Source organism: Pseudomonas sp. TH32 (assembly GCF_016650855.1).
Lineage (GTDB): Bacteria > Pseudomonadota > Gammaproteobacteria > Pseudomonadales > Pseudomonadaceae > Aquipseudomonas.
This window is the reverse complement of the sequence record NZ_JAEKFA010000002.1, coordinates 2,507,170-2,532,696: the sequence shown is the minus strand read 5'-3', so window position 1 is coordinate 2,532,696 and position 25,527 is coordinate 2,507,170. Positions and strand designations below refer to the sequence as shown.

22 protein-coding genes and 3 pseudogenes are annotated in these 25,527 nt (G+C 62.0%); 11 read left to right on the top strand and 14 right to left on the bottom strand.

Annotated features, from left to right (window positions below; translation table 11 throughout):
• Positions 1-13 precede the first annotated feature (13 nt).
• The gene (locus JFV30_RS15290; protein WP_010171825.1) at positions 14-727 is read right to left on the bottom strand and encodes a murein L,D-transpeptidase catalytic domain family protein; all 714 of its coding nucleotides are present in this window, start codon (positions 725-727) and stop codon (positions 14-16) included.
• A 37-nt stretch (positions 728-764) separates the two neighbouring features.
• On the opposite strand from JFV30_RS15290, the gene JFV30_RS15285 reads away from it, so the two are divergent.
• Positions 765-2,330, top strand: coding sequence for a L,D-transpeptidase family protein (locus JFV30_RS15285; RefSeq protein WP_201124494.1), 1,566 nt, complete (start codon positions 765-767; stop codon positions 2,328-2,330).
• On the opposite strand, the gene JFV30_RS15280 is transcribed toward JFV30_RS15285, so the two are convergent.
• Both JFV30_RS15280 and JFV30_RS15275 read right to left on the bottom strand, forming a co-directional pair.
• Positions 2,327-2,827 carry an AAA family ATPase gene (locus tag JFV30_RS15280; protein ID WP_201124493.1) on the bottom strand — a complete coding sequence of 167 codons (501 nt, stop codon included), beginning with the start codon at positions 2,825-2,827 and terminating at the stop codon, positions 2,327-2,329. The genes JFV30_RS15285 and JFV30_RS15280 overlap by 4 nt on opposite strands.
• 45 nt (positions 2,828-2,872) lie before the next feature.
• Positions 2,873-3,850 (bottom strand): alginate lyase family protein, encoded by a 978-nt coding sequence (locus JFV30_RS15275; protein ID WP_342215120.1) that lies wholly within the window; start codon positions 3,848-3,850, stop codon positions 2,873-2,875.
• 209 nt (positions 3,851-4,059) lie between these two features.
• Between JFV30_RS15275 and dapF the strand changes: the two genes are divergently transcribed.
• Positions 4,060-4,893 carry a diaminopimelate epimerase gene (gene dapF / locus JFV30_RS15270; RefSeq protein ID WP_201124492.1) on the top strand — a complete coding sequence of 278 codons (834 nt, stop codon included), beginning with the start codon at positions 4,060-4,062 and terminating at the stop codon, positions 4,891-4,893.
• On the opposite strand, the pseudogene JFV30_RS15265 reads toward dapF, so the two are convergent.
• Positions 4,862-6,036: pseudogene (locus JFV30_RS15265) on the bottom strand (ATP-binding protein). The gene dapF and the pseudogene JFV30_RS15265 overlap by 32 nt on opposite strands.
• Positions 6,023-6,738, bottom strand: a pseudogene (locus JFV30_RS15260) (alpha/beta fold hydrolase). Before JFV30_RS15260 ends, JFV30_RS15265 begins: the two co-directional pseudogenes overlap by 14 nt.
• 225 nt (positions 6,739-6,963) lie before the next feature.
• On the opposite strand from JFV30_RS15260, the gene JFV30_RS15255 reads away from it, so the two are divergent.
• Complete coding sequence (locus JFV30_RS15255) at positions 6,964-8,169, top strand: TPM domain-containing protein (RefSeq protein WP_201124491.1); 1,206 nt, start codon at positions 6,964-6,966, stop codon at positions 8,167-8,169.
• 8 nt (positions 8,170-8,177) lie between these two features.
• On the opposite strand, the gene JFV30_RS15250 is transcribed toward JFV30_RS15255, so the two are convergent.
• The gene (locus JFV30_RS15250) at positions 8,178-8,936 is read right to left on the bottom strand and encodes an SDR family NAD(P)-dependent oxidoreductase (RefSeq protein ID WP_201124490.1); all 759 of its coding nucleotides are present in this window, start codon (positions 8,934-8,936) and stop codon (positions 8,178-8,180) included.
• A 161-nt stretch (positions 8,937-9,097) separates the two neighbouring features.
• Between JFV30_RS15250 and JFV30_RS15245 the strand changes: the two genes are divergently transcribed.
• The gene (locus JFV30_RS15245; RefSeq protein ID WP_242487089.1) at positions 9,098-10,027 is read left to right on the top strand and encodes a helix-turn-helix domain-containing protein; all 930 of its coding nucleotides are present in this window, start codon (positions 9,098-9,100) and stop codon (positions 10,025-10,027) included.
• Between the two features lie 6 nt (positions 10,028-10,033).
• Here JFV30_RS15245 and JFV30_RS15240 read toward each other — a convergent pair whose 3' ends face one another.
• A complete protein-coding gene (locus JFV30_RS15240) occupies positions 10,034-10,714 on the bottom strand; it encodes a class I SAM-dependent methyltransferase (RefSeq protein WP_201124489.1) in 681 nt (226 codons plus the stop codon).
• 120 nt (positions 10,715-10,834) lie between these two features.
• Here JFV30_RS15240 and JFV30_RS15235 point away from each other — a divergent pair, with 120 nt between their 5' ends.
• Positions 10,835-11,362, top strand: coding sequence for a GNAT family N-acetyltransferase (locus JFV30_RS15235; protein ID WP_201124488.1), 528 nt, complete (start codon positions 10,835-10,837; stop codon positions 11,360-11,362).
• Between the two features lie 23 nt (positions 11,363-11,385).
• On the opposite strand, the gene JFV30_RS15230 is transcribed toward JFV30_RS15235, so the two are convergent.
• Entirely contained in the window at positions 11,386-12,102 is a 717-nt protein-coding gene (locus JFV30_RS15230) for a hypothetical protein (protein WP_201124487.1), read from the bottom strand.
• Positions 12,103-12,218: 116 nt separating this feature from the next.
• A complete protein-coding gene (locus tag JFV30_RS15225) occupies positions 12,219-12,710 on the bottom strand; it encodes a GNAT family N-acetyltransferase (protein WP_201124486.1) in 492 nt (163 codons plus the stop codon).
• A 439-nt stretch (positions 12,711-13,149) separates the two neighbouring features.
• Here JFV30_RS15225 and JFV30_RS15220 point away from each other — a divergent pair, with 439 nt between their 5' ends.
• Positions 13,150-13,617, top strand: a complete 468-nt coding sequence (locus JFV30_RS15220; RefSeq protein WP_201124485.1) for a hypothetical protein — start codon at positions 13,150-13,152, stop codon at positions 13,615-13,617.
• 122 nt (positions 13,618-13,739) lie between these two features.
• Here the strand turns inward: JFV30_RS15220 and JFV30_RS15215 are convergent, their stop codons facing one another.
• A complete protein-coding gene (locus JFV30_RS15215; RefSeq protein ID WP_010171800.1) occupies positions 13,740-15,155 on the bottom strand; it encodes a purine-cytosine permease family protein in 1,416 nt (471 codons plus the stop codon).
• A 251-nt stretch (positions 15,156-15,406) separates the two neighbouring features.
• On the opposite strand from JFV30_RS15215, the gene JFV30_RS15210 reads away from it, so the two are divergent.
• Positions 15,407-16,318 (top strand): LysR substrate-binding domain-containing protein, encoded by a 912-nt coding sequence (locus tag JFV30_RS15210; RefSeq protein WP_010171799.1) that lies wholly within the window; start codon positions 15,407-15,409, stop codon positions 16,316-16,318.
• 130 nt (positions 16,319-16,448) lie between these two features.
• On the opposite strand, the gene argE is transcribed toward JFV30_RS15210, so the two are convergent.
• Genes argE through JFV30_RS15190 form a run of 4 tightly spaced genes read right to left on the bottom strand, consistent with a single transcriptional unit; the run spans position 16,449 to position 20,045 of the window.
• Positions 16,449-17,594, bottom strand: coding sequence for an acetylornithine deacetylase (argE, locus tag JFV30_RS15205; protein WP_201124484.1), 1,146 nt, complete (start codon positions 17,592-17,594; stop codon positions 16,449-16,451).
• Complete coding sequence (locus JFV30_RS15200) at positions 17,591-18,268, bottom strand: DUF1028 domain-containing protein (RefSeq protein WP_201124483.1); 678 nt, start codon at positions 18,266-18,268, stop codon at positions 17,591-17,593. Before JFV30_RS15200 ends, argE begins: the two co-directional genes overlap by 4 nt.
• A gap of 10 nt (positions 18,269-18,278) precedes the next feature.
• Positions 18,279-18,689 carry a RidA family protein gene (locus JFV30_RS15195; RefSeq protein ID WP_201124482.1) on the bottom strand — a complete coding sequence of 137 codons (411 nt, stop codon included), beginning with the start codon at positions 18,687-18,689 and terminating at the stop codon, positions 18,279-18,281.
• 24 nt (positions 18,690-18,713) lie between these two features.
• On the bottom strand, positions 18,714-20,045 hold the full coding sequence (locus JFV30_RS15190; protein WP_446739858.1) for a flavin-containing monooxygenase: 1,332 nt from the start codon (positions 20,043-20,045) through the stop codon (positions 18,714-18,716).
• Between the two features lie 153 nt (positions 20,046-20,198).
• On the opposite strand from JFV30_RS15190, the gene JFV30_RS15185 reads away from it, so the two are divergent.
• From JFV30_RS15185 to JFV30_RS15170, 4 genes and pseudogenes are all read left to right on the top strand, one after another.
• Positions 20,199-21,038: a helix-turn-helix transcriptional regulator gene (locus JFV30_RS15185; protein ID WP_169388801.1), complete on the top strand. Its 840-nt coding sequence runs from the start codon at positions 20,199-20,201 to the stop codon at positions 21,036-21,038.
• A 46-nt stretch (positions 21,039-21,084) separates the two neighbouring features.
• Positions 21,085-22,466 (top strand): annotated as a pseudogene (locus tag JFV30_RS15180) (aspartate aminotransferase family protein).
• A gap of 121 nt (positions 22,467-22,587) precedes the next feature.
• Complete coding sequence (locus tag JFV30_RS15175) at positions 22,588-23,967, top strand: APC family permease (protein ID WP_201124480.1); 1,380 nt, start codon at positions 22,588-22,590, stop codon at positions 23,965-23,967.
• A 39-nt stretch (positions 23,968-24,006) separates the two neighbouring features.
• Positions 24,007-25,497: an aldehyde dehydrogenase gene (locus tag JFV30_RS15170; RefSeq protein ID WP_201124479.1), complete on the top strand. Its 1,491-nt coding sequence runs from the start codon at positions 24,007-24,009 to the stop codon at positions 25,495-25,497.
• Positions 25,498-25,527: the final 30 nt, after the last annotated feature.

Here is a 25,527-nt window from a genome sequence, read left to right as displayed (position 1 = left end):
AACGGCGAGACCATCAACCGCCTTTGACGGTGCCGGCACTCGCCATCTGGCGTGGCTTGCAGTTGAGGTAGGCCGAGGACTTCAGCCAGCGCTGGTCGGGGTACCAGGAAAACATGAACTGGCCGTCCTTGAGCTTATCCACCACCTGGCGCGCCACTTGCGGGCGCACGGCCGGGCAACCCTGGCTGCGGCCGATGCGGCCTTCGCGCTTGCTCCACAAGGGGCTGACGTACTCGGCGGCATGAATCACGATGGCGCGGTCCCGCGCACGGTCATTGAACCCCGGCTCCAGGCCGTCCATGCGCAATGAGTAGCCATGGGCGCCTTCGTAGCTCTCCTGGGTGCGGAACAAGCCAATGCTGGACTGGTAGCTGCCCTCGCGGTTGGAGAACTGCGTGGCAAAGTTTTCCCCGGATTTTTGCCCGTGGGCCACCAGGTCCCGCAGCACTAACGTCTTCTTGCGCAGGTCGAAGATCCACAGGCGACGGGCGGTCGATGGTTGGGAATAGTCGATGACGGCCAGTCGATCGGACTGCTCAAGGCCGTTTCCTACAGCGCACTGCATGGCCGTGAGGGCACTTTTAAGCACAGCGGGGTTGAGTTCTGGAGCCGCGTGGGCGAGGCTGCTATACAGAGTATGAGGTTTACCCGTGTCTGCGAGCGCAACGGTGCTCAGCGAGGCAAAGGTCGAGATGATCAGGCCGAGTCGGCAGCAAAAGGTCAGCATGTATAGAGCATCTCCGCCGTGGATGGGAGCTAAGCGATTGTTCAAAAAACACGCATGTTACTTGAGCATTTGCCTGCTCGTTGCACCGCTGGTCGCGACAGCCGAAGACCTGTTGGTGGTGTCGCCGGCCCCGGTGCAGCTGGCGCTCTCGCAATTGTCGACGGTTTGCCCCGGCCTGGCCGGGCAAGTCGACGCCCCTTCACTGGCGCGCTTGCAGGCTTTTTATCAGCAGCAGGGGGACGTGGTGCTCTGGTCGGAGGGTGAGCGCCGCACCGCGTTGCAAGCCCAACTGCTGATGCTGGCCGATGACGGCTTGGATCCGACTCACTATAGACTGCCTTCGCTGGAGGCCACGGGGAACGTGCTGTGCAGCGACATCGGCAGCAGCCAGCAATACCTGCAAGCCCTGCAGGACCTGCATTTCGGCCGCCTGCAGCAGTCGCGCTTCGAACCCCTCTGGCATTCGCAACCACCGGCCCAGGACCCCGACACCCAGGTGCTGGCGATGGCCGAGGCCGGCCTGCAGAACATTCCCCAAGCCTTCGATCAGGCCCGCCCCAGCGCGCCGTTATACCTCAGCCTGCGCAGTGCCTACGCCGCACTGCGCCAGCAACCGTTGCCCCATTGGGACGCGGTCGCCAGCGGCCCGCTGTTGCGTCCGGGCATGGACGATGCGCGGGTGCCGCAACTGGCGCGGCGAATGGTCAATGGCGGCTACCTGAGCATCACCTCGTCCGGTACGCAGTACCGGGGTGAACTGGTGAACGCGGTCAAGACCTTCCAGTTGAGCCACTCCTTGCAAGCCGATGGCGTGATCGGGCCCGGTACCGTCACCGAGCTGAACATCAGCCCGGCGATTCGCCGCGAACAGTTGCGCATCAACCTTGAACGGTTTCGCTGGCTGTCCCGGGACTTTGAGCCCGAAGGCGTACTCGTCAACGTGGCAGCGGCGCAATTGAGCTTCTACCAGGGCGGCGTACCGGTGTGGCAAACCCGCCTGCAAGTCGGCCGCGCCGACCGCCAGACGCCGCTGCTGAAGTCGCGCATCACCCGGCTGACCCTGAACCCCACCTGGACCATTCCGCCCACCATCATGCGCGAGGACAAGCTGCCGGCCATCCGCCTGAACCCCGAATACCTGCGTCAACAGAACCTGCAGGTGCTCGACAGCCAGGGCAACCCGCTGGCGCCGGAACAGGTCGACTGGTCGCACCCCGGCAACATCCTGCTGCGCCAGGGCGCCGGCCCGCGCAACCCGCTGGGCCGGATCGTGCTGCGCTTTCCCAACCCGTATTCGGTGTACCTGCACGACACCCCGAGCCAGCCGCTGTTCTCCAAGGGGCCACGGGCTTTCAGCTCCGGGTGTGTGCGGGTTGAAAAGCCGCTGCAACTGCGGGACTTGCTGGTGAGCCCGGCAGAGAAGATCCGCACCGAAGAACTGCTGGCGACAGAAACCACCCACGAGTTCCGGCTCGCGACGCCGGTACCGGTGTTGTTGGGGTATTGGACGGTGCAGGTCGATGGCAAGGGCGCATTGCTGTACGCGCCGGATATCTACGGGCGGGACCCGGTGTTGATGAAGGCGATGGAAAGTGCGCTCTAAACCCTGAGCTGCGCGCTGATCATTGTCAGCGCCTCGCTGGGCGACACGTGCGCGGTGTCGACGGTAAACGGCGATGCTTGCCACGGCTCATATTCATGGGCCAATACGGATTGCCAGGTGGGCGGCGTGAGCCCGGGAATATCGCCGGTGCGTGTTTCCACCCGGCGTTGGTGTTCACGTGGGTCTGAGCAAACCACCTGGATATTCACCAGCGGCATACCCGCGCGCAGAGCGGTTTCGCGCCACGCCTGACGGCTTTCAGCCACCGGATTCACGCAATCAACCACCACCCTTTGGCCCAGAGCCAGATTGCTCAACGCCAGCGCATTGGCCACCTGATAACCGCTGCTGCCCACGCCCTGTACCAGGACCCCTGCGTCCCGGATGGCCTGCTCGATGGTGTCGATGCGCAGGTAAACAGCACCGGTCTGGACAGCAAGGGCCTTGGCAATTGTGGTCTTCCCGGTGCCGGGCAGGCCGCTGAATACGATAAGCATTGTCGATCCTTCGAATGGGTGAGTCGGCTCAGTCTAACGGACGGCTCACTTCAAATAACAGGCGCTGATCCAGTCCGAGGGTTTGGGCGCGAGCTGTTCAGCCACCGGCAAATACCGCGCGTCCAACTGCGCCGCCAGCCAGTACAGCGTATTGCTGCTTTTCGGGTTCCATTCGCCGCTGTAGCCCGGCTCGCCGACGCGGGCGCGGTCTTTGTCGAACTGCACGTGGGTGTGCACGAACTCTTCGTGGCTGCGCTGGCCCTTGGCATACGGGGCAAGCCAGTCCAGTGCTTCACTCAGGGAGCCACCGTGGGCGGCGGTATAGTCCAGCCAGTTGCCGCCAATGCCGTAGGGCTTGGCCGCCAACGCCGCCTGCACCAGCGGCTCCAGGTCGTAGACCACGTAGTGCAGGGCATCACGGTCCTGGAAGTCGGTGACCGAGCCGTCGGGCAGCACGTTGTCGGTGATCTGTTGTTGGAACAGCCGAAAGGCCTCTTCCAGCATCTCGCGGTCGCCCAATGCGGCGGCGGCCACGGTGACCAGCTTCACGCGGTGGCTTTGCCAGTTATTGGTGTTGGTGGCTTTCTTTTCGCCATGGAATTGCTTGATGCGCTCGATGTAGCCGTTGCCCAGGCTGGTCAGCAGCGCGCGGGTGGCGTCGCGGGTCTGGGGGCGAAGGTCGCTGGCGGTGAGCGCGTAGGCACCCATCAGCATGTCGAGGTTGGTCTCGTCGATCGGGTTGAAATCCGGCTGATAGGTGCTGGCCCAGGCGCTGAGGTAGTCGTCGACTTGCTTGAGGTAGCGCGTATCACGGCTCAGGCGCCAGGCCAGGGCCGCCTGGCGCATCACCGGCCAGTCCTTCTCGGCGGCAATGCTTTGCTCGCGGATGCCCTGGTTGGGCAGCGTGCCCTCGGTGTGCAGATGGGGCAGGGCGTCGGGCTGGTCGCCGAGGTGGCGCTGGGCGGCGGCGAGCAGCGATTTGGAGGTCGGGTTCGAGCTGGCGGGTTGGCACGCGCTCAGCACGGGGGCGCGGCCACCGCAGCGTGGGCGAACGAGGCGAGCAGCGCGGCCAGAACCACGGTTGTCAGGGGGCGTTGTAGCATGCTTTCTCTCTGGGATTGAGTGGCCATGGCGCAATCGCGCGACGTTAACATGAGCTTGCCGGGTATTTGATGAAATACCCATTACGTCCGTATGCTTGGGCGCAGAGACAGCTCTGGAACAGGACGCCCATGACCTTGCAGTTCGTAAAGATGCACGCCCACGGTGATGACTTCATCGTGATCGACCGGCGCGGCCAGCATGACCCGATAACGTCTGACGTCGCCCGCCGCCTGGGGGATCGCCATCGCGGCATCGGCTTCAATCAACTGGCCGTGGTGCTCGATTGTGCTGACGCCGCCGCCCGCATCCTGTTCTGGAACCCCAATGGCACGCCGCTCGACACCTGCGGCAGCGCCACCCGTGGGGTGGCAGACATGCTGATGCGCGAAGCCGGCACCACTTCCGTGCTGCTGCGTACCAACCGGGGCCTGCTGACCTGCGTGCGCGAATCGGGCCAGCGGGTGTCGGTGGACATGGGGCCGCCGTCATTGGGCTGGGAAGCCATTCCGCTGGCGCAAGCAACGAACACCGAACACTTGCCGCTTGAGGGCGACCCGGCGGCGTGCAGCATGGGCAACCCGCACTGCACGTTCTTTGTCGACGATCTGGCGGTCATCGACATTGCAGCCATCGGGCCGGTGCTCGAAACCCATCCGCTGTTTCCCGAAAAAACCAATGTGCACTTCGTGCAGGTGCTGGACCGTGGCCATATTCGCCTGCGCATCTGGGAACGTGGCGGCGGCATTCCGCAGGGCTCGGGCTCTTGCTGTTGTGGCGCAGTGGTCAACGGGATCCGTCGCGGGCTGCTGGATCACACCGTCGACGTGCAATGCGACGGCGGTACGTTGACGGTGCACTGGGCCGGGCACGGCGGGGTGGTATTGACGGGCGCCGTGCAAACCATTCTCCACGGCATTGTCGAGGATGCGGTTATGGGGTGCGCAATGGAAAGTGCACGCTGAAGGTTGTGCCCTGGCCCAGGCTGGAACTCACTGAAACATCACCCCCATGGGCCTGGGCGATTTCCCGCACGATGAACAGCCCCAGGCCTACGCTGCGCACCTCACTGTCCTGGTCGGCGCCACGGGTCATGGGTTCGAACAGTACGGCAATCAACGCTTTAGGAATGACCGCGCCCTGGTTATGCACCGACAACCTGCTTTCTTGCTCGTCCTGGTGCGAGGTGACCGTTATCGGGTGTTGCAGGTCGCCGTAGGCCACGCTGTTCGCCACCAGGTTGCCGATGATTTGCTGGACGCGGTCGGCATCCAGGAAGGCATTGGCGCTGCCGGTGGCCTGATGGTTCAGGGTTGCCTGGGGAAGGCCACCCGCAACTCATCGAGGCTGTCCCGGGTGACCGTGTGCAGGTCGATGACCACCGGGCTAATGCCGATGCCCTGGCCGACTCTGGCCAGGGTGAAGTCCAGCAGGTCGGCGATCATTCGCTGTGCCCGGTCGCTGGACAGGCCGATATGCCCCAGCAGTTGGCGCTCCTTGGGGCTGCGTTCGCCGCGGGCGAGGATTTCCGAGGCCATTTTGATCGCGGTGAGTGGGTTTTTCAGGTCATGGCTGACGATCGCCACCATTTGCTCGGCAAACAATGCCCGGCGCTGGGCAATTTCATAGGCGTTGTTCAGTTCGGCCTGAGCCTGCTGCAGCGCCATTTCGGCGGCGGTCTTTTCCAGCAGCAAGGCTTCAGCCAGCTTGCGGGCGTTGAGCAGTTCACGCTCATACTTATCGCGGTCGGTGGTACCGAACAGGGCCAACTCGTTGTAGACCGTGCCCGCCTGTTCATGCCGCACGCCGTTGAGCAGCACCGTGACGGTGTGCCGGTCGCGGTGCAGCAGGTCGAGTTTTACTTCGGCGATGGAGCCTTGCATTTTCATCAGCGGGGCGAGGTGGGTCTGATGGAAGATTCGCCCGCCCATCGTCAGCAAGTCCTGAAACCGCCGGCCCTTCAATTCGCCGGCACTGAAGCCGGTCCAGTCGCTGAAGCACTGGTTGGCCTGCTCGATCGTGCCGTCTTCCCGGGTGACCACCAGTGCGCAGGGCGCGCCGTCGAACAGGCGCTGGGCGTCCGGCAGTGACAGGTCATCGGCTGGCATCGGCGCCCACCCATGGCAACAGGAAACTGTCCATGGCCGCCGAACAGGCGCCGGGTGCACTCATGTGCGGGCAGTGGCCCACGTTGTCCACCAGGCAGTAGGTGCTGGCAGGCATTGCGGCGTGCAGGTACTCGCCCACACAGACCGGTGCGATCAAGTCGTCGGTGGACTGCAAAATCAGTGTGGGGGTCATCAGGCCGGCGATGTCCTGGCGGTTGTCCGACAGGAAGGTCACTCGGGCGAAGCGCTTGGCGATTTCAGGCTCGGTGCGGCAGAAGCTGTTGGTCAGTTCTTCACCGAGGGCCGGTTGCCCGGGGGCGCCCATGATCACCGGCGCCATGGTGCTGGACCAGCCGAGGTAATTGCTGTCGAGGGTATCGAGCAACGAATGGATGTCGTCGAGGGTGAACCCGCCCGTATAGGCACCCGAGTCGATATAGCAGGGCGACGGGCCGATCATCACATGCGCGGCGACTTTCCCGGGGACTGACGGTCGGCCAGCGCACCGATCATGGCGCTGACGGAGTGCCCCACCAGAATGACCGGGCCAATGGCGTATTCCTCAATGATTTCGCCCAGGTCGCGGGCGTAGCCGGCCAGCGAGCCGTATTTTTCCGCGTCGTACGCGCCCAGGTCGGACTGCCCCGCACCCACCAGGTCGTACAGCACGACGCGAAAGCGCCCGGTGAAGTGATGAAACAGATAACTCCACATGGTTTGATCACAGCCGAAGCCATGGGAGAACACCAGCGTCGATGGACCGTCGCCAAGTACCCTGACGTTGTTGCGTTGCTGAAGCTCCATGGGTTTCTCGTGTTGATGCGGGCGGTGACGAGAGTCTAGATAGTCGATGGCGTCGGGTCACCTGTTTATCGCGTCGATAGGGTAAAGTCGGCCCATTCAGGATGAAACTTCAGGTAACAAAACATGATGGTGTTCCTACGGCAGTGTGTGCTGGGCTTGCTGGTGATTTTTTCCGGCACGCAGGTGTTGGCCGATACCGCGCCCCCTGGGCTGGTCACGGTCCCCCTGGACCAGCGGGTGATCGACCTGACCAACACCCTCGACGCCGCCAGCCAATCCCGCATGACCGGGCAGCTTGCCGGCCTTGAGCAACGCAAGGGCGCCCAGGTGGCGGTGATGCTGTTGCCGAGCACCGGCGAGGCAAGCATCGAGGACTTCGCCAACCAACTGTTCCGCGCCTGGAAACTGGGGCGCAAGGACATCAACGACGGCATCCTGCTGCTGGTGGCGAAGGACGACCGCAAGGTGCGCATCGAAGTCGGTTACGGCCTGGAAGGCGTGGTCACCGACCTGCTGGCCCACCGCATCATCGAAGAACACATCACCCCGGCCTTTCGCCAGGGCGATTATGCGGGTGGCGTCCAGCAAGCCGTGGATGACCTGACGGTGCTGGTGGACGGCGGCAACTTGCCCGACGTGGCCAAGGCCGGTTTCCCGCCTGAGGCTTATGCGGTGCTCCTGGCGTTTATGTTTGGCGGGGTGGTCGGCGTGCTGATGGGCGCTGAAAAACTCCCTTGGCGCCGGGCGCTGATGGCGGTGGTGATTGTCACCGTGGCGCTGGTCGCGGTGGCGGGCGGCAAAGACTGGCCGGTGTACCTGCTGTTGCTGCCCTTGTGCATGTTGATCGGCGGCGCCACGTTCGGCGCGCTGTGGCAGGCGCGGGCGGCGTTTTATACGGTGCTGGCGCTGCTGGGCTATATCGCCGGCGTGCTGCTGACCGACCACTTTGTGCGCGACCTTTCCCTGATCCACTGGCTGGCCTATCCCATGGGCGGGCTGGTGATTCTGGGCCTGTACTTCGGCCTGTTCCTGGTGATGAAGGGCATGTGGCAAGAGAGCCAGGTTGGCTTTATCGCGCGGCTGGTGGCAGTGCTGGTGGTGTATGGGGTGGCCGGCACATTGATCGACAAGGGTGCCACGGGATGGCTGCTGGCGTTCCCCTTTGCGTCGTTCGCCGCGCTGTTCATCTTTGCCCATGGCATTAGCGACGGGTCGGGTTCGGGTTCGGGCGGGAGTTCGAGTTCCTCCAGTTCAAGCTCCAGCTCCAGCAGCAGTTCATCGGGTGGTGGCGGTTCCAGCGGTGGGGGTGGGGCGTCGGGGAGTTGGTGACGGCTTGCCTAGGCGCCAGCGCGAACACTCATTCCGCCATCTGCCATAACCACTGCGCCTACCATGTATGACGCGCGGCCTGATGCCAGGAACGCCACCACTTCGGCGATTTCCTCGGGTTGTGCGGCGCGCTTGATCGGCGTTTTTGTGCCGTGTTGTGCGAGGAACGATGGGCCGTCCTCAACCACGTTGTTGAGGATGTTGGTGACTACATCCCCGGAACCGACGGCGTTGACGCGTATCCCATGGTCAATGACCTCCAGCGCCAATGTGCGGGTCAACTGCGCCAGTGCACCCTTGGACGCCGTATAAGCGGCGATGGTCGGGAAGGCTTGGTAGGCCGCGTAAGAGGCGATGTTCACAATGGCGCCGCCGCGGTTGGGGATCATCACCTTTATCGCTTCGCGCGAATGCAGAAACGCTGCGGTTACATTGACGGACTGGATGGCTTCCCAGTCTTCCCGGGTCATGTCGATCACCCGCTTGTTGATGATGATGCCTGCGTTGTTGACCAGGATATCCAGGCGCCCAAAATGCTTGATTGCCGTGGCGACGGCTGTTTCGGCTGCACCGTCCCGGGTGATGTCTGCCACCAGGGGCACCAGGCCGGGTCTGGCCAGTTGTTCCACTGTCGCGTTCTTGTCTTCGGCCACGACTTTCGCGCCTTTTTCATGCATTAACAGGGCGACAGCGCGGCCTATTCCGCTGGCGGCACCGGTCACTAACACCACTTGGCCTTCAAATTCATTGCGGTTATCGGAAGTCATAAAGCTCTCCAGTTCAGGTGTCCAGCGACAGGGTGGCGCTGTAGACGTCCTTACTTTCGCCTATCCCGGGGGTTGAATCTGGCGCCGTCTTGCCTGACTGTCGCGATATTGCTTTTTTATCCACTATGATGGGGCATTTTCCACCGGTCTGGTGACCTGTCATGCAACCGCACAAGCCCGTGAAACGCCCGGATCAACAGGCCCGCATCCCTGCGCACAAGATGCCCGAATACCTTCCGGGGGCGGCCCATCAGGCGGTACGTCCGCGTCTGGATGCCGACGTGCAGATTCAACTCTACCGGCACCACAGCACCACTCAGGACCTGATCATTCCGGCCGTCGCCGAGCCTTTGCTGGTGCTGGTGATATCGGGTGGTGCGCGGGTGGAAGAGCGGGCTGTCGGGCAGGCGTGGACGGCGAATGTGGTGACGGCTGATGACTTCTTCCTCACGATGTCTCCCGAGCCCTATGAGATGCGTTGGCGTACCGAGCAGGATGCGGTGTTCGAAGTGGTGCACGTGTACTTGAGCCAGCGGTTGCTCGGGCTGGCGGCGCGCGAGGTGTTAGTGGGGCAGGCGGGCGCAGTCCGGTTGCGCGACGTGTCCGGCGCGCGGGATGCGCAGGTCTCACAATTGATGCGATGCCTTTATCAGGAGGTGATCAAGCATCGGGAAGCCAGCTCACTGTATCTGCAGAGTATTGGCCAGGCGCTGGCGGTGCATCTGGTGAGGCACTACCGGGATGACAGTGGTGACCTCAAACAGGCGAATGCGTTGCCTGCCTACAAGTTGCACGGCACCATTGAGCACATGCGTGCGGGGCTGGATCGTGATTTCAGCTTGTCGTCACTGGCCATGGCGGCGGGCATGAGTGACTTCCATTTCAGCCGCCTGTTTCGCCGGGCCACCGGGCTGTCGCCGTCGCAGTATTTCATCCAGATGCGGATGAACGCGGCGCGCCTGCTCCTTCTGGAGTCTACCTTGAGCATCGTGGATATCGCACTTGAAGTGGGCTACGGCAGCCCGAGCCACTTTTCCCAGGTATTCAGGCGCCATACCGGCGTCACGCCTCGCGAATATCGCCGCAAGTAAGTCGGGCTAGGCGGGTTTGTAGGCAATCCAACCCTTGAAGCTGAAACCCGCATAGAACAGCTCGACACCTTCAAAACCTGCCGCCCGCAGCAGTGCCTCATCGTCCTCGGGCGACAGCACCGGCAAATGGCTGCTGATCGCGGTAATCGCCCGCTGGGCATCTTCGGCCGGTACGCCGGAATCCACCGCATAGGCCGCATACCGCTTCAGCCAGCGGGCTTTTTCCTCTGGCGAGGACTGCGGGAAGCTGTGATGCGCTGCAATCAGCGGTGCCCCCGGCAACAAGCGTCGCCACAGTGCTTTCAAGGTTTGCAGGCGCTCTTCGGCCGGGATGAAATGCAGGGTCAGCAGGCAGGTAGCAGCATCAAACGGACCTTCGGGTGCGGTATGAATATAACCCTCATGCAACTGCACCCGCGTCATCAACGGGCCCAAGGTGGCTTCGGCCAGTTTCAGCATCTCGGCAGAGGGGTCCACGCCCACAAACTGCCACTGGGGCTGGCTGTCGGCAAACGCCTTCAACTCCAGCCCGCCACCCGCACCCAGCACCAAGACATCGCCGGTGGCCGGGACGCTTTCGCGCAGCAGCAGGGTGGTCATGCGTTGCAGCGACTCGAAACCCGGCACCAGCCTCACCGGGCCTTCGGCGTAGCGGGCAACAGCGTCGGGGTCTGAAAACCAGGTCATGGTGGCTCCTGTTGGCGGGGGGAAGCGATAACCCTACTGGGGCGAATTCCGGCTGGCAATTGCAGAGATGTGCAGTTGTGTTAAAACGTTGCCCTTCCTGAATTAAAGAGCGCCTATCGAATGCTCCCCGACATGCTTATCCGCGCTGCGCGGCCTGAAGACGCGTTATGCCTTGGCGTGCTGGGCATGCAGGTGTTTCTCGACACCTACGCCACCGAAGGCATTCGCGATTCAATCGCCGCCGAGGCGCTGCAAGCGTTTTCGCCCCAGGCGATCGCCGCGCTGATTGCCCAGCCGGGCACGGCGATTATCGTCGCTGAATCCAACGCGCATCTGGTGGGGTTTGCCCAGGTGGCGCTGGATACGGGCCATGCGCTGATCTCGACACCGAACGCAGCCGAGCTGCAGCGGCTGTACATCCAGGAACGGTTTACCGGCCTGGGCCTGGGTTACCGCTTGCTGCAAGCGGCGGAACAGCGTGCCGGGGAGGGCGGTGCGTCGTTGTTATGGGCGACGGTGTGGATTGGCAACGAGCGGGCCCTGGGGTTTTATCCGCGCCGTGGTTATGAACTGCTGGGTGCGCCGATTTACACGTTCCAGAATGAGAGCCATGAAAATCGGCTGTTTGGCAAAAGGCTTGAGGTTTAGCTGCCGTCAAACAGGTCGCGGGATTACCTCACCTGCATGATTTTCATCTGCTTGCCAATGTCGTCGCTCTGGTCGATGTTGGCCTGGTAGAAAAAACCATAATCAACCAGATAATAGTAATGCTGCATCGGGAACGGCGGCAGGTTTTCCCGGGGCTCGCGGCAGCTCAACGCCTTGGCGTTGCCACTCAAACCGGGGTTTAACTGACTGGCCGAGACCTCGCTGTCGATGGTGCAAACCGTCTTCCATGTTGCGTTGACCAAGGGCCCGAGGTAGTTGTCGCTGAGGGTTTGCTGAAGGGTGTAACTCACTTGACTGCCAACATTCATCTGCTTCCAGTCGCCTTCAAAACTCAGGCTGCCGACCTGGGTTGTGGTTTGTGAGCGGTTGTTCCACTGGCTGCTGGCGAGGGTCAGCAGGCCGCGCCAGCTGATTTGGCGCCCGTTGTGACCGTTCTCCGTGTAGTTGATCGCCAACTGCCCGGTCGCCGGGTCGGGTGCTATAAACAACTCGATACGTTCCGGTTTCGAGGTTTTGAGATAGGTAGAGGTGCCGGCCAGTTCCAGGTAGCTCAACGCCTTGGTCGGTGCCGGCATCTGTAACTGCTCGATGTCCCGGATCACGGCCGGATTGATGTCGGGCAGCTTATCGGTCGTGACACCGCCGTGGCTGACGGTGGTCGCGGGTTTGGAACAGGCACTCAGGGCGAGGCAGGCGAGGGGCAGGATCAGGCGTTGCACGGGTGTCTCCGTTGAGTCCGTCCGGTGGCGCGCCGCCGGGGGGGCGCGTAAAAAGGCGCACAGCATAGCGCCTGAGTGTTGCAGGCGTCAGCTAGCCACAGGGTTGAGTGTGATGGCTAGATATCCATCACCATCTCATGCCACGCCATCCCGCCATGGTCAGACGCCGACGGCTGCACATAGCGATAGCCCATGCGTTTATACAAGTCCACATGCCGGTCCTTGCACATCAGGTGAATGGTCTTCTTGCTCATCGCCTGCATGCGTTGCACGAACTCCGTCATCAAGCGCGTGGAGTAGCCCTTGCCTTGCCGGGCGGGGTCCACCACCACCGACATGATCACCACATTCGGCGCGTCGGCAGAATGCCCCACCAACTCCTTTAAGGCCTCATCCGACATCACCACTTCATCGGCGCATCCGCAGTTGATGAAACCGACCACAACGCCGTCCGCTTCCAGAATCAGAAAACCTTGCGGGTACAGGGCAATGCGCGTGGCGATCTTTTCCAGGGTGGCGGCTTCGTCGCCTTCGTAGGCCGAGATTTCGATCTCGTAGCAACGGTTGGCGTCTGCGGGGGTGGCGTTACGGAAGGCGAGGGTGGGCATTGGGTTTCCTGAGGGAAAATGGAACGACAGCCCCCATGATAAAGAAAGAACGCCCCGACAGCACCGCCGAACACAAACCCCACAAACACCCCGATCCCCTGTGGGAGCCGTCGAGCCTTAGCGAGGCCGCGATGGCGGCCGCATTAACAACACCAATACCCGCTACTCACCCACTTCGTAGCAACTGTCGAGCCCCGGCGAGGCTGCGTCAGCCCAACTCGGTCCGGCGTCCGGCTCGATAGCGGTGGCGCGCCCCACGTAGCCTCGCCTGGGCTCGACAACTGCTACGGCAGGCCTGCTTTCGTGCGGATACAAAAACCAGAAAACCCGCTAAAGCACTTTTTCTCACAACGCTGCCGCCGCCGGTAACCAATTTTTGATACCTTCGGGTTCCCATCGACAGTGAAAAATGCCCAGCCCTTTATAAGGAAATATCGTAGTGCTCACCTTCGAAATCATCCCGTTGGATTCCATCGGCCCTTTGAAACTTGGAGTGACCCGCGCAGAAGCCAGGGAAGCCATGCGAGCCATGGGTTTCCCTCTTGAGAGCGCCCGAGAGTCCCTCGATTATTTCCATCATTCCTGTATCCAGACCGAATGTGGCACAGACGGTAATGTCGAATTTATTGGCATTTCCTCCAGCCCGGAAATCACCGTCAGCTACAAAGGGCTGGATGTTTACTCGCTACCAGCGCCAGAGCTGTTTTCGTTTATTGCCGACCATGATGCATCGGGTACTCACATCTACAACACCTACCAATACCTGTTCCCCAATCAAATCATCACCTTGTGGGACGCTGACGAACAGTACGACCGGCAAGGTGAAGAAACCAGGCCAGTCTGGGCTCAAGTCGGTATCGGTAACAACGCCTACCTGGAAGCTATCAAGGCAATCAAATCAAAGTAGCGGCGATCGCGAGCCTCGCTCCGCACGCTGGCGCACACATAAAAACACCCCTGTCCTGCGGGTTTTTGAACCCGCAGGACAGGGGTGGAATAGACGCTATATCAACGCGATGGGTGGGTCACTCAAACCCCACCCACCAACTTCCCTCCCTCCAACCGACGCTTATACGCACTGTCCCGACTCGCTAACCAGAAATACAGCGGCGACGTCACCACCAACCCCACCAGCCAGGACAAATCCGCCCCGTTGATGTGTGCCGAAATCGGCCCCACATACAGCGGCGTATTCATAAACGGAATCTGCACCACAATCCCCACCGCATACGCCAACAGCGCCTGTGGGTTGTAGCGTCCGTAGATCCCGCCATCCACCCGAAAGATCGAACCGATGTCGTACTTGCCCTTATGGATCGCATAGAAGTCGATCAGGTTGATCGCCGTCCACGGCACCAGCACCACCAGCAGCACCAGCACCATGTCCACGAAGTGCCCGATGAAGTCTTTCGAGGCAAACACCGCTGCAATCGAGCACGCCGCCAATACCAGCACCGATATCACCGCACGAGCCTTGGCCGTCGGGATCCAGCGGTAGGCAAAGGTCTGCACCAGGGTGATCAGCGACAGCACCGCGCCGTACAGGTTGAGTGCGTTGTGGCTGATCACGCTGAGCAGGAACAGCAACAGCATCAGCGGGCCAATGGAGCCGGTCGCGAGTTTGACCGCGTCCATGGTGTCCATGCCCACCGGCGTAGCCAGTACCGCCACGGCACCAAAGATGAACGACAGGCTGGAACCCAGCACGGTGCCCAGGTAAGTAGTCCAGAACGTCGACGCCACCGGCACGTCCGCCGGCAGGTAACGGGAATAGTCCGAGACGTACGGCGCAAACGCGATTTGCCACAGCGCCGCCAGCGACACGGTGGCCAGCCAGCCGGAGATGTTGAAGTTACCGCGCGTCAGGAAGTCGGCCGTTTGCACGTGGGTGAAGATGTAGCCGAAACCCAGCACGATGCCCGCGCCCAGCACCCAGGTGCCGATGCGGTTGAGCACGTGGATGAAGCGGTAGCCGATGATGCCGATGATGCCCGAACCAATGGCGCCGATGACGATGCCCACCGGCACCGGGATGACGTCCACCACGCCGTGCAGGGATTTGCCCGCCAGCACGATGTTGGAGGCGAAGAAGCCGATGTACATCACGCCGGCGATCACCACCACCAGCAGCGCACCGAGGGAGCCGAACTGGGCGCGGCTCTGGATCATTTGCGGGATGCCCATTTGCGGGCCCTGGGCCGAGTGCAGCGCCATCAGCACGCCGCCGACGAGGTGGCCGACGAGGATCGCGATGATGCCCCACACCAGGTTCAGGCCGAACAGTTGCACCGCCAGGGCGCCAGTGACGATTGGCAGCGGCGCGATGTTGCCGCCGAACCACAGGGTGAACAGGTCTCTTACCTTTCCGTGGCGATCTTCCGGGGGCACGTATCCAATCGTGTGTTTTTCGATAAGCGGGGCGGAGGATGTTGCAGTGGTAACCATGACGAGCTCCAAGGCAAGGTGAGTACGTTGACGTACTTCGCTGGGCGGCGCGTGTGCGTCGCTTTTGTTGTTGGAGTGATCATGTGCAATGGCCACGGGGAGGTAAATTAGTAAGTTTGTTGCTATAGACCTTAAAAAAAGTATCTCGCGTGATTTTTTGCTCCGGTATGTTGCATGTACTTGAATCAGTGTGAAAAAGCCGATTTTCACGCACTTGTTTGGGGCGAAATCCCACGTTTATGGAGGTCCCGATGGCGGCCTATAACCTGCGTCAGCTCAGATATTTTGTAACCACCGCCGAGTGCGGCAGCGTGGCAGAGGCCTCGCGCAAGCTCTATATCGCGCAACCGTCGGTGTCGACGGCCATCAAGCAACTGGAAGACAGCTTTGGCGTGCAGCTGTTTATCCGCCATCACGCGCAAGGGGTGTCGCTGACCCCCAGTGGTGCACGGTTTTATCGCAAGGCCCTGGAGCTGCTGCGGGTGGCCCATGAATTTGAGCAGAACGCCCTGGCCGACAACGACGTAGTGGCCGGGCAGATCGACATCGGCTGCTTTGAAACCGTGGCGCCGCTGTATTTGCCGCGTTTGATTGCCGGCTTCAAGGCGCTGTGGCCAGGGGTGGAAATCCGTATTCGCGACGGCGAGCAGCAGGAGCTGGTACAGGCCCTGACCGCCGGCAGTATCGATGTGGCGATGCTGTTCGAGCATGACTTGGGTGGCACCATCGAGACCACGCCGTTGATGCCGCCGCAGCAGCCGTATGCGTTGTTGCCGGCGGATCACCGCTTTGCGCAGCAGGCCAAGGTGTCGTTGGCGGACCTGGTGCTGGAGCCGATGATTTTGCTGGATGTGCTGCCGAGCCGGACGTACTTTGTGAGCATCTTTGAAGAGCGCGGGTTGACGCCGAATATTGTGTTCAGCTCGCCGTCGATCGAGATGGTGCGCGGCATGGTGGGCAGGGGGTTCGGGTTTTCGATTCTGGTGACCAAGCCGTTTACCGAATACACCTATGACGGGCAGAAGGTGGTGTGTGTGCCGTTGGCGGAGACGGTGACGGGGTCGGGGCTGTCGGCGGTGTGGCTACGGCGGGCGCCGCTGACCAAGCCGGTGCAGCTGTTTGTGGACTACTGCCGCGAAGAGCTGGCGCGGTTACTGGGTTAGACACAAAACCAAAAATGTGGGAGCCGGGCTTGCCCGCGATGGCGGTGGATCAGTTTGCAAATCTGCTGGCTGATACACCGCCATCGCGGGCAAGCCCGGCTCCCACAGTTGATTTGAGTTGTTTGGGGAATCAGGTACGGATCGAGAGCAACATCCGCTGCAGCATATCGTCGCAGCCCTTCAGTTGCTCCACGCTCACAAACTCATCCGGCTTATGCCCCTGGTCCATGCTCCCAGGCCCGTACACCACGGTCGGAATGCCCGCCGCATCAAACAACCCACCCTCAGTCCCAAACGCCACGGTGCCAAATGCCCGCGAGCCGGAAAACGCCGCAATCAGCTCTGCCGCCTGGCTGCGCTGATCGGTGGCCAGCCCCGGATACGCCGACAACTCGCTGAAGCGAATCGAACTCTGCCGGCTCACCGCCTGCATCCGTGGCAACACCTGCTGCATCGCATAGGCTTGCAGCTCCTCAGCCACTTCGCCCGGGTCCATCGAGGGCAGGGCGCGCACTTCAAAGTCGAAGCGGCAATCCGCCGGCACGATATTCAACGCCTTGCCGCCGGAAATCACCCCGGTTTGCACGGTGCTGAACGGCGGGTCGAAGCGCTCGTCCTGGTGGGCCTTGAGGCGCTGGCCAATCCGGCCCAGCTCACCAATCAGCTCGGCCGCATACTCGATCGCATTCACCCCGGAAGGCGCATACGCCGAGTGGCAGGCCTCGCCATGCACATCACAGCGCATCGCCAGCTTGCCCTTGTGACCGAGCACCGGTTTCAGCTCGGTGGGCTCGCCGATAATGCACAGCAGCGGTTTCACCGGCCATTGCTCCAGCACCTTGAGCAACGAACGCACCCCAAGGCAACCGACTTCCTCATCGTAAGACAGGGCGATATGCACCGGCATCCGCAAGTTGGCCTCGACCAGTGCCGGCACCAGCGCCAGCACACAGGCGATGTACCCCTTCATGTCCGCCGTGCCCCGGCCAAACAGCTTGCCGTCGCGCTCGGTCAACTCAAACGGCGGCAACGTCCACGGCTGGCCATCCACCGGCACCACATCGGTGTGCCCCGACAGCACAATCCCGGGCACATTCGCCGGGCCGAGGGTGGCGAACAGATTGGCCTTGCTGCGTTCTTCGTTGTAGACCAACTCGCTGGCGACATCGAAGCCCGCCAGGTAGTCGCGCACAAACTCGATCAACATCAGGTTGGATTCGCGGCTGGTGGTATCGAACCCCACCAGCGTCTGCAGCAGTTCGCGGCTGGTGCTCATCGGTCGTCTCCGGCCACGCCGTAGCCCGGGGAACGGTCGGGGGCGAGGGCGCGGTCGATGTAGTCCTGCACTTGCGGGCGATAGGCGTCCCAGAGCTTTTGCAGCTCGGCGATCGGCTGCTCATCGGCCCAGTCCACCCGCAGGTTGATGATCGGCCAGGTCAGCTCGCCCACCACCACCAACGCTGCCGAGTGCACCGGCCCGGCTTCACCGCCGGCGGCGATGGCCGCGTGCATCGCCGCCAGCAGTCGGTCTGCCAATTGGCCTTCGCCTTGCTCGAAAGCCTTGACCATCGCCTCGATCACCGCGCGGTCGGCGAGCATATTGCCGGCGGCCACGCACTGTTCGCCCGACACCGCGTTATGGGTGCCGAGGGTTTCGCTGCCGCTGAAATGCACGGTGCGGCCCAGGTGATCAATCGCCGTCAGTTGCCGGTATTGGCTGTAGCCGTTGCGGGTCAGGGCTTTATCGACAGCGTCGGCGGGGGCAAGGCCTTGCTCCAGCAAGTCGAGCACGTCCGGGCCCAGGGCCGGCAGGGTGATGTTCTGGGTCGAGACCGCACCCACGCCGGGCCGCAGCCATGGGCAACGGGCGCCCACGGCGATGCTCGATGAGCTGATGGCAATGCCCATCTGGCCGGTGTCCGCGCAACGGGCGACGATTGAAAAGGTCATGTGCAGCTCCTTATTCGGGGATAACGGCGATCACATCGATTTCCATCAGCCATTGTGGCTGGCCCAGGGCCGACACCACCAGCCCGGTGGAGATCGGGAACACGCCCTTGAGCCACTTGCCGACTTCCTGGTACACCGGCTCGCGGTAGCGCGGGTCGATCAGGTAGGTGGTGGTCTTGACGATGTGGCTCAGGTCGCTGCCGGCTTCTTCCAGCAGTTGCTTGACGTTGCGCATGGCCTGCTCGGCCTGGGCGCGTGGGTCGCCGAGGCCCACCAGGTTACCGTCGAAATCGGTGCCCACCTGGCCACGCACATACACCGTATTGCCGGCGCGTACGGCCTGGCACAGGTCGTTGTCCAGGCTCTGGTTAGGGTAGGTTTCCTTGGTGTTGAACATGCGGATACGAGTGTGAGTAGACATCAAAAAAACTCCAGAAATAAGTGATCAGGCGCTGACAGGTGAGGTGTGAACAACCGGCGCGGGTTCGCGGTACTCAAGGTATTGGCGCTGGATGGCGATATGGTCGGCCACGTACTTGGCGTCATGCCAAACGCCCCAGATAAACGACGAGCCCCGGCGCGACTGCCATGGCAAACCGAGGAAGTAGATGCCCGACTCGCTGGCCACGCCGCGCTGGTGCTGCGGCTTGCCGGCGGCGTCAAACGCATCGACTTTCAGCCAGCTGTAGTCCACGGCAAAACCGGTGGCCCAGATGATTGAAGTGATACCGGCCTTGGCCAGGTCCAGTTCAAGGATCGGGTGCTTGATGCACTCGGCATCGGGAAACACGCGGCGCGCTTCAGGCTCTACCGGCAGGTCCAGTCCGTTGCGTTCGATATAGGCATCCGCCGCATCCAGCAGGGCCAGGTAGTTCTCATCGCCGCGCGCCAGGTTGTCCACCAGGTTGGGCTGGAAGCTCGCAACGCTGCCGTTGAAGGATTGGGTCAGGCCAACCAGGGTCATGCCTTGCTGGGCCAGCTCACGGAAGTCGATGGTCTTGCCGCCGTGGGCGCCGCTTACCGCAATGGTCACGTGCTCACGACCGGGTTTCATCGCCGCCTGGTCCCACTCGCCCAGCACCCCCAGCCACCAGCAGAAATCGCGGTTGCGATAGGCACGCGGTGGGCGGTCGTGGGCGCCGACCGAGAGGTACACCTGGCGGCCGGAGCGTTGCAGTTCATCGGCAATCTGTACCCCGGAGGAACCCGCACCCACCACCAGCACGGCGCCGGCCGGCAGTTGGGCGGGGTTGCGGTAGTCAGCGGAGTGGATCTGGTGCAGCGCAGTGTCTTTAGGCGCAATCGCCGGAATCACCGGCTTCTGGAACGGCCCGGTCGCCGCCACCACACGGTTGGCTTCGATCACGCCTTCGCTGGTGTGGATGGTAAAGCCTGGGCGGCCGACATTGCGCACCACGGACGTCACGTCCACGCCGGTGCGAATCGGCGCATTGAACTTGCGTGCATAGGCTTCGAAGTAATCCGCCACCCGCTCTTTTGGCGCAAAGCCATCGGGGGCGACGTTATCGAAGGCCAGGCCCGGAAAACGGTCGTGCCAGGCGGGGCCGTTGGCAACCAGCGAATCCCAGCGGCCGGTGCGCCAGCGCTCGGCGATACGGCTGCGCTCCAGCACCAGGTGCGGCACGCCTTGCTTGCTCAGGTGCTCGCTCATGGCGACGCCAGCCTGACCGGCTCCCACCACCAGCGTGTCTGTTTTTGTTATTGCTTGAGTCATGTGTCTGTCCTTGCGTAATGCAGTTGGATTCAGCTTGGGCATGGCTTCAAGGCTAGGGGGAGGGCGGTTTTTAATAAAATATTATTAAGCTGGGAAGTGAGCATAAATATCGAATGCAGGCTCACCCTATCGGGTGATTTCGAGGAGGGGAGGAGTGTGTGACCATCCTTGCAGTTCTTTCAGTGAGTCTTTGAAGTGGAAAACGACCGGCTTTCTTCTGCGCAATGGTTCGAACAGATGGCGCGGGTGACCGATAGCATCGGGCAACCGGGGTTCGCCGCGACCTTGTTCGAGGCCCTCGGTTATCTCCAGCCGATCCAGGCCACCACGCTGTATTTCTACCCGCGTGGCGGCATGCCCAGCGCGCTGTTCGAGCTGGAAGGGCCGTGGCTGCCACAAGGCAACGTGCGCCAGTACCTGTCGGGGTTTTATTTGCTCGACCCGTTTTACGGGGCCTGCGTGGAAGGCGTCAGCTCCGGGTGTTACGACCTGGCCGACGTCGCCCCCGATCACTTCGAGCTCAGTGAATATTTCCAGTCGTTTTACCGGCACTCCCATCTGGAGGATGAGCTGAACTACATCCTGCAGTCGAGCAACGGGTCGAGCCTGGCGGTGTCACTGGCCTTTACGCAAAAGCTCGATGCCGCGGTCACCCGGCAATTCAAGCGCATAGCCCCGTGGGTGCTGGCGGTGCTGGGCAAGCATTTCGTTGGCCTGGATGCCCACGGTGCGCGCTTCGAAAACCTGCTGGAACAGCGCATTCACTCGGCGCTGAACAACTTTGGCTCGTCGATCTTGACCGAACGGGAATGCCGGATCGCCCAACTGATCCTGCGTGGGCATTCCACTCGCTCGTTGGCCGAGCGCCTCGACGTCTCGGAAGACACCATCAAGTCCCACCGCAAACACATCTACACCAAGCTCGATATCGGCGCGCAATCGGAACTGTTTGCCTTGTTTATCGACTCGTTGGCCGAAGCCCAGGGCGTCCTGAGCAAAGACCCTCTGGAAAGCTATATGAGCAAGAACCGCTGAGCGGCGTTGCTCCCCTTTGCGTCACCACTAATAAGAGAGAGATACCATGAATGTACCCGCCCAACTGAACCGCCTGACCGAGGATTACCAGACGTCTGATGCGGCCCACCACATCCATGCATTTGTCGACCAAAAGGCGCTGAATGCCGAAGGCCCGCGTGTGATGGTGCGCGGTGAGGGCCTGTACCTGTGGGACAGCGAAGGCAAGCGTTACCTGGACGGCATGTCGGGCCTGTGGTGCACCCAGCTGGGTTATGGGCGCCGGGACTTGACCGCTGCCGCCGCCGCGCAAATGGATCAGCTGGCGTACTACAACATGTTCTTTCACACCACCCACCCGGCGGTGATCGAGCTGTCGGAGCTGCTCTTCAGCCTGTTGCCGGCGCACTACAGCCACGTGATCTACACCAACTCCGGCTCCGAGGCCAACGAAGTGCTGATCCGCACCGTGCGCCGCTACTGGCAGGTGGTCGGCCAGCCGCAGAAGAAAATCATGATCGGTCGCTGGAACGGCTATCACGGCTCCACCCTGGCCGCGTCGGCGCTGGGCGGCATGAAGTTCATGCACGAGATGGGCGGCCTGATTCCGGACGTCGCGCACATTGACGAACCTTATTGGTATGCCCATGGCGGCGAGCTGACGCCTGCCGAGTTCGGCCGCCGCTGCGCCCTGCAGCTGGAAGAAAAATCCTCGAACTGGGCGCGGAAAACGTCGCCGGGTTTATCGCCGAGCCGTTCCAGGGAGCGGGCGGCATGATCTTTCCGCCGGAAAGCTACTGGCCCGAGATCCAGCGCATTTGCCGTCAATACGATGTGCTGCTGTGTGCCGATGAGGTGATTGGCGGGTTTGGCCGTACCGGCGAGTGGTTCGCCCACCAACACTTCGGTTTTGAGCCCGATACCCTGTCGATCGCCAAGGGCCTGACCTCCGGCTACCTGCCAATGGGCGGCCTGGTGCTGAGCAAGCGCGTGGCCGATGCGCTGGTGGAGCGCGGCGGTGTGTTCGCCCACGGGCTGACCTATTCCGGGCACCCGGTGGCGGCGGCGGTGGCGCTGGCCAACCTCAAGGCGCTGCGGGACGAAGGCATCGTGCGCCAGGTGAAGGACGACACCGGGCCGTACCTGCAGAAAATCCTGCAGGAAGTGTTCGGCAACCACCCGATGATCGGCGAGATCCAGGGCACGGGCCTGCTCGCGGCCTTGCAGTTCGCCGAAGACAAGGCCACGCGCAAACGCTTCGAGCATGAAAACGACCTGGCCTGGCAGTGCCGCACCTTCGGTTTCGAAGAGGGCGTGATCATTCGCTCCACACTGGGCCGCATGATCATGGCACCTGCGCTGGTGGCCACGCGCGCGGAGTTGGACGAGCTGGTTGAAAAGACCCGCATTGCGGTAGATCGCACCGCACGGATCGCGGGAAAACTGTGAAGTGACCTGCGCGCCACTCCCCTGTAAGGGGTGGTGCGCACCCTCCATCAGGCAACGCTTGAACGGCATCGAGGTCATCGAATGCCGCGACGCCCTGCATCCCCATTTCCAGGAGTCACCCATGAATACAATAACAAACGTGACCGATACACCCGCTCATCAAACCTCACCCAAAGGCGCTTCATCCCGGCGCTTTCGTCAGCCGCTGGGCCTTGTGGGGCTGGTGCTTTTCGGCCTGGCGTACATGGTGCCGCTGGCGGTGTTTACCACCTACGGCCTGGTGACCCAAATGACCAAGGGCCACTTGCCGACCGCTTACATGCTGACCCTCGCCGCCATGCTGCTGACGGCCTACAGCTATGGGCGCATGGTCCAGGCGCATCCCTATTCGGGCTCGGTCTATTCTTATACCCGCAAGGCGTTTGGCGCTTACTTCGGTTTTATCGCCGGGTGGACCCTGTTGCTGGACTACATCTTTTTGCCGCTGCTCAGTTATCTGCTGATCGGCATCTACATGTCCGAGTACTTTCCCGCGGTACCGACCGCCGTGTGGGTGCTCGGCTCGATTGCGCTGGTGACCACGCTTAACCTGGTGGGCATCGAGTCCATCACCCGGGTCAACTGGATACTGATCGTGGCCCAGTTGGTGTTCATCGTGGTGTTCGTGGCGTTGTCGGTGCAGACCCTCAACGAGCAGTCCGGACCGGTGTCGCTGCTGGCGCCATTCCACCACGAAGGCTTCAGTGCACCGTTGATCATGGCGGGTGCTGCGGTGTTGTGCCTGTCCTTTCTCGGTTTCGACGCCGTGTCGACCATGGCCGAGGAAACCCCCAACCCGCGACGCACCATTCCTCTGGCGATCATGGTGGTCTCGTTGTTCGGCGGCCTGCTGTTCCTGCTGGTCTCGTATTTCGCGCAAATGGTGTTCCCGGAATGGAACAGCTTCGTCGACCCGGATGCGGCGTCGGTGGACGTCATGCGCCGGGTGGGCGGCGAACTGCTGGTGACGGCCTTTACCGCGACCTATGTCGCCGGTTGCTTTGCCTCGGCGATGGTCTCCCAGGCCAGTGTGTCGCGGGTGTTGTTCGCCATGGGGCGTGACGGCGCACTGCCCCGCGTGCTCGGCAAGCTGGTGACCAAAAAGCGCGTGCCGGCCACGGCGATCGTGCTGGTCAGCCTGTTCTCGCTGATTGCCCTGGTGATCACGCTGGACACCGTCGCCAACATGATCAGCTTCGGTGCGCTGTTCGCGTTCTCGGCGGTGAACCTGGCGGTGATCAAGCATTACCTGGTCGACCAGAAGTTGCGTGGCACCAGGAACTACTTGCTGTACGCGGTTGTGCCGGCGCTTGGGTTCCTCAGCACGATCTGGCTGTGGAGCAGCCTTTCCAGCCTGTCGTTCACCATCGGCCTGTGCTGGATGGGGCTGGGCCTCATTTGTTTGCTGGGCATCACGCGAGGGCTGCGGGTGAAGATGCCGGAACTGCAGATCGCCGAGTGACCCGCCCGTTTATCCAAAGCCATTTATCGGGAGTACAACGTGTTCGACCTTAACTACTGGCAACAGCGTGTTGCCCGCCAGACGTTCATCAACACCGCCTTAATCGGTGGCCGCTCAGTGAGCGCGGCCACCGGGGCCACCTTCGATGCAATCAATCCCGCCACCCAGCAGTTGCTGGCGCGTGTGTCGGCCTGCGGTGACGCCGAGGTTGACCTGGCCGTGCGCAGCGCTCGGCAAGCGTTCGACACCGGCCCCTGGCGACGGATGCCGCCGGTGGAACGCAAGAAAATCCTGGTCAGACTCTCCGAGTTACTGATGACCCACCGTGAGGAACTGGCGCTGCTCGATTCGCTGAACATGGGCAAGCCGGTGATGGACGCCTACAACGTTGACGTACCCGGCGCCGCCAATGTGTTTGCCTGGTACGGCGAAGCCCTCGACAAGCTCTACGATCAAGTGGCACCCACCGCTCACAACGCGCTGGCAACCATCACCCGCGAAGCCTTGGGCGTGATTGCAGCGGTGGTGCCGTGGAACTTCCCGCTCGACATGGCCGCCTGGAAGCTCGCGCCGGCATTGGCGGCCGGTAACAGCGTGGTCCTGAAGCCCGCTGAGCAGTCACCATTTTCTGCGTTGCGCCTGGCCCAGCTTGCCCTGGAAGCGGGCATTCCGGAAGGCGTGTTGAACGTGGTGCCCGGCCTCGGCGAAAGTGCCGGCAAGGCCCTGGGGCTGCACCCTGATGTGGATTGCCTGGTCTTCACCGGCTCCACTCAGGTCGGCAAATATTTTATGCAGTACTCCGCCCAGTCCAACTTGAAGCAGGTGTGGCTGGAGTGTGGCGGCAAGAGCCCGAACCTGGTGTTCGACGACTGCCAGGACCTGGACCTTGCGGCGGAGAAGGCCGCCTTCGGCATCTTTTTCAACCAGGGCGAGGTGTGCTCGGCTAACTCCCGCCTCTACGTGCAACGCTCCATCCATGACGAGTTCGTTGAGCGCCTGATTGCCAAATCACGGGCCTGGATGCCGGGTGATCCGCTGGACCCGGGCAGTGCTGCCGGTGCAATCGTCGACGGTGAGCAAACCACCCGCATCATGAACGCCATCGTCCAGGCCCAGGGCGAGGGCGCCAGGCTGGTGTGCGGTGGCGAACAGTTGAGCATCAATGGTTCCACCAACTTCATCCAGCCGACCATTTTTGCCGGCGTGACCCGCGACATGGCGCTCTCCCGTGATGAAGTGTTCGGCCCGGTGCTTGCCGTCAGCGCCTTTGACACGGAAGAACAGGCGATACAACACGCCAATGACAGCCTCTACGGCCTGGCGGCGTCGGTATGGAGTGATGACCTCAACCGTGCACACCGCGTGGCCCGTGCGCTGAATGCCGGGACTGTTTCGGTGAACACCATTGACGCCCTGGATGTCGCGGTACCCTTCGGTGGCGGCAAGCAATCCGGGTTCGGTCGTGACCTATCACTGCATGCCTTTGACAAGTACACGCAGCTGAAAACCACCTGGTTTCAGCTGCGTTGACTCAAGTTGTCATCCGGTCGTGTATTTATG